The sequence below is a fragment of the Campylobacter sp. RM19072 genome (genome assembly GCF_024723485.1).
Lineage (GTDB): Bacteria > Campylobacterota > Campylobacteria > Campylobacterales > Campylobacteraceae > Campylobacter > Campylobacter porcelli.
Window position 1 is genome coordinate 1 of the sequence record NZ_JANQCU010000020.1, and the last position, 16116, is coordinate 16116.

The following is a 16116-nucleotide window of genomic DNA, read 5'->3' on the forward strand; positions in this document are numbered from 1 at the left end:
TTGGCGAAAATTTTGTAAAAGCCTTCTAAGGTTGTCAAGCTATCGCTTGACTATTTTTTTACTTCTTACGGCAACAAGTTGCCGTTTGCGAAAATTTGGAGTATAAATCAAATTTAAAGCAATACTAACATTAATCTATTTAACTTCGCTATAGCTTAGCCATTTCTTAGGGCTTTACTTGCTACCCTTAAAGAGTAATAATAAATTTGGCAATCTATTTAATCTACCCAGCCAAAAGAGTATTTAGCTCATTTTGAAATTCATCAGTTACGCTAAATTCAGTTACAAACTGCATAATCTGAGCCCTATTTTCATCCACAACCCTTAAAATCAAGCTCTTTTTATCCCCATTTGTAGCATTATATCTACTAGCTAATTCATAAATTTGATTAATTTTACTCCTATTTAAACTGCTTAATTTCAAATCAATCTCTAGTTTGCCAATGATATTAAAGCTAGGCTCTTTTTCTACCTCATCTTGCTTTTGGGCTCTCCTTTTTGGTGCGTTTCTAAGGGCTATATCTCCATTTTTTGCCTCATCTATATCGATTATTTGATTTATAATCATCTTAGAATTCGCATCTCTTGGTGGCGTGATTTTTAACGCGTATAATCTACTTGTATCGCTTATCTCACTAGCTTGCATACACGCCACATCAAAGGCGAACATATCGGCATTTGAGCTTTTATCTGCTACGCTTAGCACCGCCATTTTGCTGCCAGATTTAGTATCCTTAATAGAGATATTATTTATCTTAGCAATTATAAGGTACTCGCCACCTTTAGCACTTTTTAATATATCCACGATACTAGAGTGCTTAATGCTATCAAAATACTCTTTATTCTCACTCATCTCTTCAGCAGTGATTTTGCTAGATTTTAGCGTTATTTTAGTGTTTTGTGCCTCTTCAAGGGTGTAAATTTCATTTACTTTTAGTCTGATTTGTTGCTCATCTTTATTTAAAAGCATTTTAAATACAAGTGGTTTATTTAGCTCATCTTTTGGCAAGGCTTCGATCTTTTGCATATGAGAAAACACCGTTGCTTCCATACTTCCTTGCATATCAAGAATGGCGATTATACCCATTTTATTGCCAGATTTAGTTATCTTTACAGATATATCTTCAATCTTACCTATAACGATAATCTCACTTCCATCATCAATGCTATCAAATTCTGATGAATTCGTATGCGAAATCGCTTCAATACTACTTCTAAACTCATCAAGCGGATGTCCGCTAATATAAACGCCTAAAAACTCCTGTTCAAAGCCTAAAAGCTCCCTTTGGCTAAATTCATCTTGAGCTAAATTTAAGCTTAGCTTTATATTATTCATACTCTCATCATCGCCAAATAGCGAAAACTCAGCCTCTCTTTTAATATCAGAGCTTTTTTTAGATTGGTCTGTTATATACTCAAGATTTTGCATTAAGGTCTTTCTAGAATAGCCAAACTCATCTAAAGCACCTGATTTTATGAGTGCCTCATAAACACGCTTATTTACAGCAGTGCAATCGCTTTTAGATACTAAATCTTCTAAGCTATCTAATCCGGTTTCTCTAAATGATATAATATCATCAACCGCTGAGCCACCAACACCCTTAATGGCTCCTAGACCATAGATAATAGCGTCATTACCATCACTATTAATAACGCTAAATTCACTTTTGCTCTTGCTAACGCTAGGGGGAAGTAGCTCGATATTTAAACGGCGAATCTCCTCTATATATTTAGTGATTTTATCAGCGTTATTCTCTTCACTAGTAAGAAGAGCTGCCATAAATTCAGCCGGATAATATGTCTTTAAATATGCCGTTTGGAATGTGATAAGTGCGTAAGCTGCTGAATGGGATTTATTAAACCCATACTCTGCAAATTTCATAATCAACTCAAAAAGCGCATCAGCCTTATCCCTATCAAATCCATTTTTAGAAGCACCATCTAGATACTGAGTTTTTAGCCTTAGCATCTCATCTTCTTTTTTCTTACTCATAGCCCTACGCACTAAATCCGCTCCACCAAGGCTAAATCCGCCCACGGTTTGGACTACTTGCATAACTTGCTCTTGATAGACTATAACCCCATATGTAGGCTCTAGTATCGGCCGCAAGGCATCAAAGGCGTATTCTACACTCTTTTTGCCATGTTTAATATCTATAAAATCATCCACCATTCCTGAATTTAAAGGCCCTGGGCGATAAAGAGCAATCATAGCAATAACATCTTCAAAGCAATCAGGCTTTAATTTGGCTGCTAATTTTTGCATTCCGCTAGATTCTATTTGGAAAATTCCAAGGGTATTGCCACTTTGTATGGTTTCATAGGTTTTAGGGTCGTTAAAATCGATCTTTTCCCACAATATATCTTGATTAAATCTAGCTTTGACTAGCTTAATTGCATTGTCGATTACGGTTAAAGTTTTAAGCCCTAAAAAGTCAAATTTGATTAGATCCACCTCTTCAAGATAGTCCTTAGCATACTGCGTTACATAGTGACCATCTTCAGCGTTGCTTTGTCTCCATAGTGGGGCTTTTTTCCATAATTCTTCATTGCTAATTACGATACCAGCAGCGTGCATACCTGGGTTTCTATTTAACCCTTCAAGCTCGCAAGCATACTTCCACACGCTTCTTGCTAGCTCGTTGTTTTGTATTAACTCCCCTATTTTAGGCTCTTTTTCAAATGCTCCAGGCTCAAATTCACCCTTTTTATTAGTATAGCCTTGTAAGGCAATACCTAGCTCGTCTGGAATGAGCTTTGCCATCGCATCAGCTTCAGCATATGGCATACCCATTACTCTAGCCACATCTCTTATAACGCCTTTGGCTAAAAGCTTACCAAAAGTAGCCACTTGAGCGACATTATACTGACCATACTTTTGTATCACATAATCAATAACTTCGCCTCTGCGATTTTGACAAAAATCCACATCAATATCAGGCATACTGATACGCTCAGGATTTAAAAATCTCTCAAATAGCAAATTATATGGGATTGGATCAAGGTCAGTAATGCGAAGCGCATAAGCCACCAAGCTTCCAGCTGCTGAGCCACGCCCAGGACCTACTGGAATTCCACGTTTTTTAGCCTCATTGATAAAATCAGCCACGATTAGCATATATCCTGGGAATTTCATATTTTTAATAGTTGAAATCTCTAGCTCAAGCCTATCTTTGTAAATTTGATGTTTGCTAGGATCGATAAACTCTAAACGCCTCTTAAGCCCCTCTTTACACTCATACTCAAACAAAACCCCATCATTATCCAAATCATACTCCATATCTGGATTTGGCAATGGTAGATCTCTATTTTTAGCGTATTCTTGGGTAAATTTGAAATTTGGCGGAGTGGCATTGCCTAATTTTATCTCCAAATTACACTTATTTACTATCTCTTGAGTGTTGGATACAACCTCTGGAATATCAGCAAAAATCTCGCTCATCTGCTCAGGAGATTTAGCATAAAATTCGCTCAAAACTTGCTCTCTTACACTCTCATCAAAATTTTTATTCGCTGAGATATAGACAAAGATTTTTTGAGCTATGGCGCTATCTTTATTGGTGTAGTGAGCGTCATTTGTGGCGATTAGTTTTATGCCTGTTTCTTTGGATAATCTGATAATATCGCTATCTATTCGTTGCTGGTCAAATATCCCATGACGCATAATTTCAAGATAAAAATCATCGCCAAATATATCTTTATACTCTAGTGCTGCAGCCTTGGCAGCTTCATATCCACCAGCGCCTCTTTTGATATTTCTCTCACTTAAATTTAGATGGAAATTTACCTCTCCAGCTAAACACGCTGAGCTACAAACTAACCCCTGACTATGCTCTCTTAAAAGCTTTTTATTTATCCTTGGATAGTAGTAATATCCCTTTATATAGCTCATTGAGCTTAGATACATTAAATTTTGATAGCCTATCTCATCTTTAGCAAATAAGCAAAGGTGAAATCTATATCTACTCTCTTTAGAGGCTATATCATCGCTATTGTGTATATATGCCTCAAGTCCGATAATTGGCTTTATCCCCTCAGCCTTCATACCCTTATAAAACTCAATCGCACCAAACATATTTCCGTGGTCGGTAATAGCACAAGATTTGATATTTATCTCTTTTAATCGTTTGGCTAAGGTTTTAATCTTATTAGCACCATCTAATAAAGAGTATTCGGTATGCAAATGCAAATGGGTAAAATCCAAGCTCATAGCTATTCCTAAATTTATTTTTTGTTTGATATTATATCATCAATATTTTTAAAGACTAAACTACTATTTTGCTCAATAGCATTAAATTTACTCACAAGCCCATCTATATCTTTCTTGTTTGTATCTTTTAAAATATCTGCTATAGTATGTAAGGCTTCTTTGATTTTACTAGCTTGAGATGGATTAAATTTAGCAAAATTATTATCGCAATCACGCAATAATCCATCTATATGCGCTTCTTGCTCCGGGGTAAAGCTTAGGCCATTTAAGGCATTATTATAAGCATTTGTCTTAGCTAGGATTAGATCAATTTTAGTTAAAATTCCTATTGTTTTATTTTGAGTTAGCTCTGAAATTTTAGCAGTTTGATCTGCGTCGGTGCTGAAATTTTCAAGTGTATCTTTTAGCTTACTTGTGTTATCAATAGCCGTTTGTGCTACTTTATTTATCATATCAGTTGAACGATTTAGCTCATCAGCGTCTTGGCTTAGCATTGTTACGGTGCTTTCTATATCAGCAGTAGCTTTAGCGGTATTTTCAGCTAGTTTTCTGACCTCATCAGCCACCACGGCAAATCCCCTACCATGCTCTCCAGCACGAGCAGCTTCAATAGCCGCATTTAGGGCTAGTAGATTTGTTTGATCAGCTATATCTTTGATTAAATTTACCATACTGCTAATGTCGGTTGCTCTTTGATATATGCTTTGCGTGGTTTGGTTGCTATTTGAGGTGATGACGCTAAAATTTGAGCTTAGCTCTTCTACATTGCTTATGCTTTGACTAGCAATATCTGCTGTGTGCTTGCTAGAATCTACCACCTTTGATAGGTCACTTACGCTATCTATTAGATCTCTTTGAACTGCATCAATCCCATCTGTACCGTTGCCTAACTCTGTAAATTTCTGGCTTAAAATCCCTCTAATCTTGCCTTTTTGCCCTTCTAAAACACCAGTTACACCTTCGCTTAAAGACTCGGCATTATTTCTAAAAATTCCCTTAAATCCTTGCGTATAGATATTTCTATAATCATCTCCATTTCGTGCTGCTATAATGCTACTTTGCGTCTCTCTTTGTAAGGCTTCAACTTGGTCAAGCAAGTCATTAATACAATTTGCTATAGTAACTAACTTAGAATCATTATCAATATTTGTAACTCTAGCTTCTAATTTTCCTTTTGAGGCTCCGCACGCAACTGCCACAATCTCATTATAAACAATATCATCAAATTTACTTTTTTTACTAAATATACCCATAATTATCCTCTTTGTAATTCATTAATAAAGCGATCGTAAGTTGTATTGTGCGTAGCTAACAAATCAGCTATATACCTTTGGCTAGATTCCATACCCCCCCCCCATTTTCTCTAACTCTAGCATTTTTTGATATATTGGTATTATCTTCTCTACGGCTTTTGGGTTAGCCTTGCGACGCACTGAGTAGTAGCCAATTATATTACCATTTTCATCTAAAGAGCTTGTTACATTAGCAAAAACCCAGTAATATCCACCATCAAATGTAGCATTCTTAACAAAAGCGAAAATCTCCTCTTTTTTCTTTATTCTCTCCCAAAGCAGCTTAAATACATACTTTGGCATATCTAGATGGCGAACTACATTGTGGTTTTTGCCTATTAGATCTGAATTTTTAGCATTGACAATATCTAAAAAATATCTATTAGCATAAGTAATGCGACCTTTTAGATCAGTTTTGGTAGTGATAAAGGCTTCATCGCCTATCTCTTTTTGATGATTGTATAGCATATTGCTACTCATTTAACCTCCTAAGTTTTTTCGAATTATACCTAATAATATATTAAAACAATCTAATATACCAAAGCCCTATTAGATAGCTCCCAAAGCGGCATAAATATCCCAAGTCCTAGTAGTAAAACCGCCATTGATACCACCACAAGCAAGATCGGCTCTAAATATGCACTAAGATTATCAATAAGCCAGTCATACTTTTGCTTATAATAGCTTGAGATATAGCCAAACATCTCATCTATAGCACCGCTTTTTTCTCCTGCTTTTATCATCTCTATGGCGATATTTTCGTATAAAGATGTGTTTTTAAAAGATGAGCTTAATGGATTGCCATGACAAATATCTTTAATGGCTTGGTTAAATTTAGCCTTAATATATCTATTTTCTATTACACCATTTGCAACTTCTAAGGCTCTTTCTATTGGCATTGCGGCGTTAATAAGCTTAGATAAAATCAGATTAAATTTAGCCAAAGAACTATGTAAAATCACACTTTTAATCAATGGAATTTTAAGTATAAAAGCATCAAATTTAACTCTAAATTTATGGCTAAATTTATAAAAATAGCCCCACAAAAAAATAGAGAAAATAAGCCCTAAAATAAGCCAAAATCCATAATTTTTTATCACAAATTCCACCCACAAAATCGCTCTAGTAGCCATAGGAAGCTCCCCGCCCAAAGAGTCAAAAACGCCTTGAAATGATGGTATAACCATAGCAATTAAGATATTAAAAGCGATAATTAAACTAAATAGAGCAATGGCAGGGTATCTAATGGCTTTTTTGAATTTAGCTCTATTTACAGCGATCTCTTGTAGCATCACACTAAGAATAGCTAGGGAATTTGAGAGTTTGCCGCTATTTTGCCCTAAAGAAAACATAGCTAAGCTAATCAAACCAAGATCGCTTTTATGCTCCTTTAATGCTTGCTCTAGGCTCATTCCAGCATTTAAATCAGCACAAATATCATTAAAAATACCCCTAAGCCTAGCATTATCGCACCCCTTTGCTACGCTATTAAAAGCATCAAGCACACTCACCCCAGCTTCTAAAAGCGTGCTAAGCTCTTTAATATAAATAGCTAAAATTCTCTCATCAACTTGCCTAAATCTTAAATTTAATCTAAATTCCGCACTCTCTTTAATAGCTACAATCGTCCCATCTTTAGATAAAATATCCTTAGCATTTTGTAAATTTGCAGCCCTTATAGTGCGAGTTTGAGCGCAATTATTTATGATAACCTTAGCTATAAATTTTTTCATCTAATTAAGCTTAAGAGCTCTTCTAGGCTAGTTACGCCACTTTCTACTAGCTTAAAACCACTATCAGACATAGGGACAAAGCCCTCTTTTATAGCCTCATCTAAAATCACGCTACTTGGCGTGGCTTTGGCTATTAAAGAGGCTAAATTTGGAGTGATTTGTAAAATTTCGCTAATTATCACTCTTCCACTATATCCAGTTCCCACACAATGAGCGCAACCACGAGCCTTATAGCGATTATTTTCAACTCTTTCTTTACAATATTCGCAAAGCTTTCTAGCTAATCGTTGAGCCATTATAGCCACCACCGCACCGCTAATCAAATAACGCTCAAGCCCCATATCTACCATTCTATCTATAGCACTTATAGCGTTATTTGTATGTAAGGTTGATAAAACCAAATGCCCTGTAAGTGCTGCTCCTATAGCGGTGCGAAGGCTTTGATGATCTCTAATCTCTCCTATCATTATTATATCTGGATCTTGGCGGAGTGCTGCTCTAAGCGCAGTTTCAAAGCTAACACCAGCCCTATCGCCTACTGCAACTTGCTGTAAATAGCTCATCTGATACTCTATAGGCTCTTCTATTGTGATTATCTTTTTGGTTTTGCCCTTTAGCTCGTTTAACGCTGAATATATAGTAGTTGTCTTGCCGCTTCCTGTAGGGCCAGTAACTAATATCATTCCATAGCTTTTGGATATTGATTTTTTAAGTAAATTTAAATTTATCTCATTTAAGCCCAAATTTTGTAAATCTACAATCATCTTATGAGTATCAAGTACCCTAAGCACCACACTTTGACCGCCGATAACTGGCAAAACAGAGAGCCTAAAATCAATATCTCGATCATCTATACTATAGGTAAATCTGCCATCTTGAGGCTTTTTATGCTCGGCGATATCTAAATTTGCTAGTAGTTTTATCCTGCCAATTAAGGTATTATATATATCACCATCAAACTCAAATAACTCGCACAAAACGCCATCAATTCGAACTCTAACGATAGCCCCACTCCCACTTGGCTCGATATGAATATCGCTTGAGCCTAGCTCTATAGCGCTTATTAAAATTCTATCAATTAGCTTTAAAACCGCACTATCATCGCTTGAATCTTTGGAGTTTATCTGGGCTCTAACTTGTAAGATTATGCTATTTAAACCATAATATAAAGCTATCTTGGCTAATTTCTTATCTAGCTTAGATGGTGGAGCGATTAGTAGCTTTATGATTTTATCTTTGTAGATATTTCTAAGCTTTGAGATTACAGCTATATCAAAAGGGTTTTTTGCAGCTATATGGACGCAGTTTAGCTCAAATTTAATAGGCAAAATCTCAAATTTAATAATCATATCAAGTGGCAAACTATCAGCCAAAGAGTAATCTATAAGCTCCATATCAGCCACTTCATAGCCAAATTTACTGCTTAAAATTTCACAAAATTCATCTTGGCTAATGCCTAAATCTTTGGCCGCTTGGCTAGGTGTGATGGCGCTATTTTGTAGATTAGATATAATCTCATTCATAAAGCTTCATATCCTAAATCTTTTAATGGTAGTGGGCCATTGATTATAGTTGGGGTGATGATGAATATTAACTCATTTTTCCTATCTATTTGCGTATCGCTTTTAAATAAATATCCAAGCAAGGGAATATCGCCTAAAAGTGGCACCTTATTTATCTCATTGCTTAGAGTTTTAGCGATTAATCCACCTAAGATTATGCTATCGCCACTGGCTACTTCAACCACGGTAGAGAGCTTCTTTTGCATTGTATCAGGGGCAATTACTCTAGGCAAGGTCTGCTTAATATCATCAGCTGAGTATTTAAAACTGCTTAAGCTAGGATTTATCCTTAACATTATTCGATCATTATCGCTGATTTCAGGGAGTAAATTTAGCAAAATTCCTATAAAAACAGAGTGCTGTTTATAAGTCGTTTTGGTGATTTGGCTAGTTTCGTTATTGGTTATATCTTCAGCGATTCTATAATTTATATTATCGCCTACAGAGATTAGGGCTTGTTGGTTATTCATTGCTGTGATTTTAGGGCTTGAGATGATATGAGTCTTGCCATTGCTATTTAAGAAATTTAGCACTCCATCTAGGCTTAAGCGCAAATTCCCGCCAATTATAAATCCCCCAGATATACCCCTTAGGCTATGAGCGGGATTTTGCGTAGTGCCTTTATGAAAGCTTAATCTAGATGGAGTTCCATCATCTAAATAGCTACTAAATCCAAGCTCAAATTTACTCCAATCAACCCCCTTTGTATAGCTATTATCTAGCTCTACAGATATAATCTTAACATCGATTAAAACCTGTCTTTTCAGTCTTAATGAGAGTAGGTCTAGATACTCTTTGGCTCTTTTGAGCTGATTAGCAGTGCCGGTGATATGGATTAATCCGGCGGCTCTGTTTATGATAGGAGTTGGGGCTATATATGGATCGTTGTGGCTATTTAAGATGGATTTAAGCTGGGTGGCTAAATCTTGCCAAAAGTCAAATTTCTCTGTAGTTTTAATGATATTTTCTTGACTATTTTCATCGTAATTTTGACTACTACTGTTTTGAGAGTTAATCTCAATAGGAGCAGAATCCACTGAGGCTTTGGTGATGGCTTGACCATATCTTGATGAGATTATATAATCCATTTTAAAAGTTTTGGTCTGGATAAATGAGAAATTTAAAATATTATCTTTAAATTCATAGCTAAGAGCGTTTGAGTTAGCTATTATCTTTATAATCTCATCAAGGCTAAGGCGTGAAATGCTAATCATCGTTGTGGGGGTTTTTAATATTTTTGTGGTATTTGCGTCGCTTAAAACAATGCTAAATTTACAAATATCAGCCAATTGGGTTAAAATCTCATATGAGGTTATAGATGGCTTTAGGCTCATATCAAGCCTCTTATCCCTACATTCATTGGCATTTAAATTTATAGCTAAGATAATTAAAATTATATTAATATACTTCAACGCTACTGCTACTTTCAAGGATTTTTAAATCCATCTGTCTATTATCATAAATCACAGAGGCGGTTGAGTTTTTAATCTCTATTATATATAAATTTTCATACTCCTTGCCTGCTTCATACCATTTGGAGTTGATTTTGGCTCGATTTTGGATTATGGCTTCTAAATTTAATGGGGTTAAATCTGGCTTTGAATGGCTAATTTTCTCTATAAAAAATGGAGATTTAACCTGGTTTATATCTACCAAATTCGCCCGTGAGTTAAGCTTATTATATAAATCTAGTATATATTTATATTTGCTATTAAGGTCTTGAGCCTCAGCCGCAGCTAAAAACAGCCAAATCATAAATATAACTCTCATCTTATTCCCCAAGACACCACACGAATTTCGCTATTATACGGCTCAAATCTCGCCTCGCTAATTTCTAATAAAGCCCCCTCAAGCTCATCTATAAATCTCAAGGTTAAATCAAAAGTAGAGTTAAATGATATATTATAATCATAGCTTATATTTGAGCCTATTTGGTTTGGTGAAATTTTGGATATTTTAAGGCTATTTTCTAAGGCTTTTGAGCTTATAAAGGCTAGAATTTCACTACTTGAGCTAAATTTAGATAATTGCGTTGATAGCGATTTTGCGTGGGCTTGGATAAACTCATTTTCGAATTTTAATCTCTCTAGCTCTTGCTTTTTATCTTTAAGTTTTTGACTTGCTACCTCTATGCGATTTTGAATTTCAGTAGGTGAGTTTATCTTCAAATATCCACTAAGACCATTCTCATATCTCATCAAAGCCTTAAGATATAGCCTTTCAAAATAGTCCCAACTAAGATAAAATAGATAAAATACAATCAAAAATCCACCCAAAAATATCATATATTGCTCTTTTTTAGTGCGTTCTTCTAATAGGCTTTTAAATTCCATTATCTAGACCTATTGTGATATTTGATTCAAAATAATTTTTATTATTAATTATCTGACCTACTCTAGCTATGCTAAATTTATTTATAAAATTATTTATATTTTGAGTATTTTGAGCTACTACTGCGATGGTTATCACTCCATTATTTAGCCTTATACTCCTAGCCCTAAGTAGCTCATTATCCATTGATTTTACAATCTTTGATAGTGTTATAGCTAAATTTGGATTATTTATTTTAGCTGCTATATTGTCTATTTTATTTAAATTTAGATTTATATTATTTTTTATATTTTGCTCTTCTTTAGATATATTATCTAGATTTTGATTTATAGATAGCAAAATACCTTTTAAACTATCTACGCTAGAGCTTTCAATGCTTAGATTATGCTTAATCTTTTTGCTTTTTATATCTAAATTAAGGGCTAAAACCAGCATATAAATTGGATATGTCATACCCAAAATAGCACCTAAAATAAGAGCTATAAAAAGCCTTCCATCTGCCCTTTTATATAGTGGCTCAACCCTATCAAATATATTAAATTCTAACTTAATTTTATTGCTAATTAGCTCCTTAGCATATATAGCAATCATCAGATTAATCACTGATTTGCTATTAAATTTACTCAAAAAATCAAACCCATTTACACTTTTCATAAGGTGATTTGATAAGGCTATATTAAACCCTTTTAAATCCCCTATAAAAGAGCTAAGAAATATCCTATCAGCAATGATTTTATCGATATTAGCAATGCTTTGCATAGTCTCTATAGTAGCCTTTATAAGATCGCTAAATTTATCAATATTTTTATCTATTATTTCGCCATTACACTCAATCCCATTTGCCTTAGATATAGACCAGATGGTATCATAAATAATATTATGATGAAAAATATACTCCCCAGCCTTATAAAAGCTCATATAGCTCTCATTTTCATCAAAAAATATATAGCAATCCACCCCATTTTTATCCATCAATCCACTACTATAAAATCCACTCATCAATAGTGCCGAAGGTATAACAATATCTATATTTTGCAAAGTTTTTTGCGTAGCTCTAAGCCCATCTAAGGCTATTTGCATATCAATTACATATATAGTATAACTTCCATCTTTGTTTATAAAATAGTTGATTTTATACTCTTTTGATGGATTTAAGAGCAGCTCTTCGTAAGCATAAGATATGATTTGATTGTGTAAATTCTCTTTTTTATCACTTTTAAATCTTAAACTTGTAAGAGATTTAGTCTTAATATAAGTAGCACTAAAATCGCTATTATAAACTCTCTTTTTCTTTTTTGGTATAAATTTACTTGAGTAGTTATAAATTATATTTTTATATAAATCAGCAGTCGTTATAATATGATTTTTTCGCTTAAATCTATAAAATGGATTAAATTTAATACCTATCATCTATCAACTACATTAATAATAAATTTAATATCCATTTATATACCTTTTACTATTAATTATGGATTTTACCTATGAAAGCTTAATCTTAATCACAACCTTACAAGTCATACAAGAGAATTTTTTACCAGCTAGTATTTTTTCATGTATGTGGCTAGGGACAAGATGAATTTTGTGTTCGCATCCGCATGTATATCTATATTGCTGTGGTTTTTCTTCTACTAGCTCTTCTTCTGTTTGGTGTAGCTGTGCTTGACGCCACTTCTCTATTTTAGCATCCTCTTTTAAGATATGCTCAACTAGCCACTTTTCAGCTATTAATAGCAAATTTTCCTTTAGGTCATTTACATTTTTAGCTGTTTTGATAAGACCTGCCATACTAGCGATAATATCTTTGTGTATCATAGTATGCTCTTGGAGTTTTGGATAACCTATTAGCTCCATATACTCTTGCTCATCCTTAAAATGCTCTTTCATATACTCAAAGAATTCAGCCACGATACCACGAATTTCTTCACGAGATACATTCTTATTAGCATAAATAAAAGACTTCTTGGCTAAATCAAATAGCTTTTGGTGCTGCAAATCTATATCTGAATTGCCAATACTATACTTATCGTCCCAGCTAGGTACCATTTCAAACTCTCTATGAAAAATTCTCTTGGATTTATTATACTAAATTTTTGCTATATTTAGCTGAAAAATTTTTAAATAGAATAAAAGTATAAATAAATTTTATAAATTAATCACTATATTACCTAATTTTATATCTTTAGTATTAAAAGAGACTTCAAATTCGGTTGTAAAATCAACAATCCTAGCAAGCGGATAGCTACTAAATTTATTCGCTACAAATCCATTTCTAAGAGTTAAAATCCTACTACTTAGCAGCTCTTCATCGATTATTTTAGCGTTGATAATACCAAAATTTAGACTATCAACGCTATAGTTAAATCCATCGCTATCACTTATCTCATCGCACTCAAGCCTTAAATTTAGATACTCAAACTCACCCAAACGCCCAAAGCCATTCTCTAATGAGCTTAAATTCTCATAATCTAAAATCTTAGCCAAATCTCCGATATAGTATCTATCAGCGATGAATTTAGCGCTTATCATACTGGTATTACTCTGATATTTGGACTTAAACTCTCTTGTAATATATTTTCTATAGCATATAAAGTTCCAGTAGCACCACTAGCACAGCCACTACAAGCCCCTAAATATCTAATGTAAATATCAATCCTACCGCCTTCTGATTTAATATCCAAAATCTCCATATTCCCGCCATCCATCTCAAGCATAGGTCTGACATGCTCATCTATGATAGCCTCAACAGCCCTTAACTGCTTAACCACAGTTAGCTCCTCAAAGCTTAGATCGCTATCAATTCCGCTACTGCTAATCTTCGCATCTGCGATGGCTTTTAGCTTCTCAGCCTCCATCTCTGATCTAACTTCTGCTAAAATATCAACTAGATAATACTCTCTTTTCTCATGTCCGCCTGGCTTTATACAGCTTTTACAAAACGCCCCCGCCTTGGTATATTGAGTGATCTCTTCAACCGTTGTTAAATCATTTAATCTTATAACCTCTTTAATAGTCCCAAGGCTCACTCTAGCACACTCGCACACTATAATCTCATCTTCAAAATGCTCTGGATCTACCCCTTTATAGCTAGCGGCCGCTGCTTTAATCACATCATAAGCCATAACAGAGCAGTGCATTTTTTGCGGTGGGACAGCTGGAGTATCTGGATCATCACGCATAGCCTTTTCTACATCTAAATTTGTGATTTTGACTGCTTGATCTACCGTTTTGCCTTTACAAAGCTCAGCCATATAATCACTACTAGCTATAGCCGTTCCACAGCCAAAACTCTTAAATTTAGCATCTTTAATCACATCAGTAGCCTCATCGACTGCCCAGTACAGCCTTACTGCATCGCCACAACTCTCTGCCCCATGGTCTGCAATGATTAATTTACACCCCATAGCCTTGGCTTGTTCTTCTGTTATCTCTCCCATATTTTTAGGAGCGTTCATCGCATTTTGCACTTTTTGAGAATACTCTTCCCATATATTTCCACTTATTAAATTTCCCTTTGCCATACTCTCTCCTTATAATCCTGATTTATGCCACTGCGGTGCGTAAGCGTAGCTACTTGATATGCTTCTTAGTCTATTTACAGCGTGTTTAATCTTTTCAATCACATAATCAATCTCTTCTTCAGTATTAAACCTAGATAGAGATAGCCTAAGTGCCGTGTGAGCTAGCTCACTATCAGCACCGATTGCTTCCATTATAGGATTGCTCTCTAGATCTTCACTAGCACAGGCTGAGCCGGTACTAGCTGCTATACCAGCTTGATTAAGATCCCATAGCATAGCCTCGCCCTCAACTCCTTTAATACTAGCTAAAATGGTATTTGGCACACGATTAGCTCTATTGCCTACTACTGTTACATCTGGCAAGGATAAAAGCGCATCTTCAAGCTTATCTCTTAATCTACCCACATGGCTTTGCTCATAGGATAAAAATTTATTTGCATTCTCCATAGCTTGACCCATCGCCACAATACCAGCAACATTTAAAGTCCCACTTCTGCGTCCGCCCATATGCTCTCCGCCATGAAGTAAGCTAGTAAGCGGTATTGAGTCTTTGATATATAACGCACCAACCCCTTTTGGAGCGTGGAATTTATGCCCTGAAAAGCTTAGAAAATCTACATTTGCATCTTTGACATCTACTGGGATTTTCCCTACTGCTTGGACTGCATCAGTATGAAATAGTGCTCCAAATTCATGTGCTATACTGGCTAATTCTTTAATAGGAAATATCATACCAGTTTCGTTATTAGCCCACATTACACTCACAAGTGCTACATCATCACTCATAACATCACGCAAATTTTGTGGAGTTATAACCCCTTGATCATTTACATCAATTCTAGTTATCTCCACACCAAGGGACTCTAAAAACGCACAGGTAGCGCCAATAGCTGGGTGCTCTACTGTGGTAGTAACGATACGCTTTTTCTCCCCTTTTAATATCTTATCAAAGTATATCCCCTTTAACACCCAGTTATTACTCTCAGTAGCACACCCCGTGATGATGATATCATCCTTATCAGACGCATTGATACCAGCGTATAGCTGATCTAAGGCTCTACGCAATGCTGGGTGAGTCTGGCTACCATAATCGTGAAGGGAGTTTGGGTTGCCAAATTTCTCTCCAAGAAATGGAAGCATCAACTCTAAAGCCTCAGGATCAATCATCGTAGTTGCATTATTATCTAAATAAACTTTCAAAAACTATCCTTTCCTTATCTCCTAAATAATTAGGATAAACTTTATCTTTTTAATTTTAGAATGATATACTATTTTACATAAATTTAGCATAAAAATTAAGTAAATATTTTATAAATTTGAATTATATTAAAAAATTAATCTAATAAAAATATATTTTTTATCAATATTATGGTTGTTTTATATTATTTTTACTTCGCAGCTGAGCTAAGCCCAGCTTTGCGACAGGGAGTTGTACTCCCTTGACCCACCTAAAGTCCCCACGAGTGGGGC

General features: G+C 35.0%; 11 protein-coding genes and 2 pseudogenes. All 13 read right to left on the reverse strand.

Going from position 1 to position 16116, the window contains the following annotated elements:
• Nucleotides 1–223: 223 nt before the first annotated feature.
• Nucleotides 224–4210, reverse strand: coding sequence for a DNA polymerase III subunit alpha (gene dnaE / locus CSUIS19072_RS07600; RefSeq protein WP_086293768.1), 3987 nt, complete (start codon nucleotides 4208–4210; stop codon nucleotides 224–226).
• Between the two features lie 14 nt (nucleotides 4211–4224).
• A pseudogene (locus tag CSUIS19072_RS08560) lies at nucleotides 4225–4875 on the reverse strand (methyl-accepting chemotaxis protein); the annotation flags it as partial.
• Between the two features lie 590 nt (nucleotides 4876–5465).
• A pseudogene (locus tag CSUIS19072_RS07610) lies at nucleotides 5466–5970 on the reverse strand (PAS domain-containing protein).
• 62 nt (nucleotides 5971–6032) lie between these two features.
• On the reverse strand, nucleotides 6033–7235 hold the full coding sequence (locus CSUIS19072_RS07615; RefSeq protein ID WP_086293770.1) for a type II secretion system F family protein: 1203 nt from the start codon (nucleotides 7233–7235) through the stop codon (nucleotides 6033–6035).
• The gene (locus CSUIS19072_RS07620; RefSeq protein WP_086293772.1) at nucleotides 7232–8758 is read right to left on the reverse strand and encodes a GspE/PulE family protein; all 1527 of its coding nucleotides are present in this window, start codon (nucleotides 8756–8758) and stop codon (nucleotides 7232–7234) included. The genes CSUIS19072_RS07615 and CSUIS19072_RS07620 overlap by 4 nt, the downstream gene beginning before the upstream one ends.
• Nucleotides 8755–10209, reverse strand: coding sequence for a pilus (MSHA type) biogenesis protein MshL (gene mshL / locus CSUIS19072_RS07625; protein ID WP_236847933.1), 1455 nt, complete (start codon nucleotides 10207–10209; stop codon nucleotides 8755–8757). The genes CSUIS19072_RS07620 and mshL overlap by 4 nt, the downstream gene beginning before the upstream one ends.
• Nucleotides 10196–10567: a hypothetical protein gene (locus tag CSUIS19072_RS07630; RefSeq protein WP_086293774.1), complete on the reverse strand. Its 372-nt coding sequence runs from the start codon at nucleotides 10565–10567 to the stop codon at nucleotides 10196–10198. The genes mshL and CSUIS19072_RS07630 overlap by 14 nt, the downstream gene beginning before the upstream one ends.
• The gene (locus tag CSUIS19072_RS07635; protein WP_086293776.1) at nucleotides 10564–11130 is read right to left on the reverse strand and encodes a hypothetical protein; all 567 of its coding nucleotides are present in this window, start codon (nucleotides 11128–11130) and stop codon (nucleotides 10564–10566) included. Before CSUIS19072_RS07635 ends, CSUIS19072_RS07630 begins: the two co-directional genes overlap by 4 nt.
• Nucleotides 11120–12538 carry a hypothetical protein gene (locus CSUIS19072_RS07640; RefSeq protein WP_086293778.1) on the reverse strand — a complete coding sequence of 473 codons (1419 nt, stop codon included), beginning with the start codon at nucleotides 12536–12538 and terminating at the stop codon, nucleotides 11120–11122. The genes CSUIS19072_RS07635 and CSUIS19072_RS07640 overlap by 11 nt, the downstream gene beginning before the upstream one ends.
• Before the next feature lie 69 nt (nucleotides 12539–12607).
• Nucleotides 12608–13171, reverse strand: a complete 564-nt coding sequence (locus CSUIS19072_RS07645) for a hemerythrin family protein (RefSeq protein ID WP_086237144.1) — start codon at nucleotides 13169–13171, stop codon at nucleotides 12608–12610.
• Between the two features lie 99 nt (nucleotides 13172–13270).
• Nucleotides 13271–13654, reverse strand: a complete 384-nt coding sequence (locus CSUIS19072_RS07650) for a hypothetical protein (protein ID WP_086237145.1) — start codon at nucleotides 13652–13654, stop codon at nucleotides 13271–13273.
• Nucleotides 13651–14646, reverse strand: coding sequence for an iron-sulfur cluster assembly scaffold protein (locus CSUIS19072_RS07655; RefSeq protein WP_086237146.1), 996 nt, complete (start codon nucleotides 14644–14646; stop codon nucleotides 13651–13653). Before CSUIS19072_RS07655 ends, CSUIS19072_RS07650 begins: the two co-directional genes overlap by 4 nt.
• A 9-nt stretch (nucleotides 14647–14655) precedes the next feature.
• Complete coding sequence (locus tag CSUIS19072_RS07660) at nucleotides 14656–15846, reverse strand: NifS family cysteine desulfurase (RefSeq protein ID WP_086293780.1); 1191 nt, start codon at nucleotides 15844–15846, stop codon at nucleotides 14656–14658.
• Nucleotides 15847–16116: the final 270 nt, after the last annotated feature.

What these genes read in the sequence shown, in the direction of transcription:
- CSUIS19072_RS07635 (WP_086293776.1), bottom strand. Translation starts at nt 11,130, where the DNA reads ATGGAATTTAAAAGCCTATTAGAAGAACGCACTAAAAAAGAGCAATAT.
- dnaE (WP_086293768.1), bottom strand. Translation starts at nt 4,210, where the DNA reads ATGAGCTTGGATTTTACCCATTTGCATTTGCATACCGAATACTCTTTA.
- CSUIS19072_RS07655 (WP_086237146.1), bottom strand. Translation starts at nt 14,646, where the DNA reads ATGGCAAAGGGAAATTTAATAAGTGGAAATATATGGGAAGAGTATTCT.
- CSUIS19072_RS07620 (WP_086293772.1), bottom strand. Translation starts at nt 8,758, where the DNA reads ATGAATGAGATTATATCTAATCTACAAAATAGCGCCATCACACCTAGC.
- CSUIS19072_RS07640 (WP_086293778.1), bottom strand. Translation starts at nt 12,538, where the DNA reads ATGATAGGTATTAAATTTAATCCATTTTATAGATTTAAGCGAAAAAAT.
- CSUIS19072_RS07630 (WP_086293774.1), bottom strand. Translation starts at nt 10,567, where the DNA reads ATGAGAGTTATATTTATGATTTGGCTGTTTTTAGCTGCGGCTGAGGCT.
- CSUIS19072_RS07615 (WP_086293770.1), bottom strand. Translation starts at nt 7,235, where the DNA reads ATGAAAAAATTTATAGCTAAGGTTATCATAAATAATTGCGCTCAAACT.
- CSUIS19072_RS07650 (WP_086237145.1), bottom strand. Translation starts at nt 13,654, where the DNA reads ATGATAAGCGCTAAATTCATCGCTGATAGATACTATATCGGAGATTTG.
- CSUIS19072_RS07645 (WP_086237144.1), bottom strand. Translation starts at nt 13,171, where the DNA reads ATGGTACCTAGCTGGGACGATAAGTATAGTATTGGCAATTCAGATATA.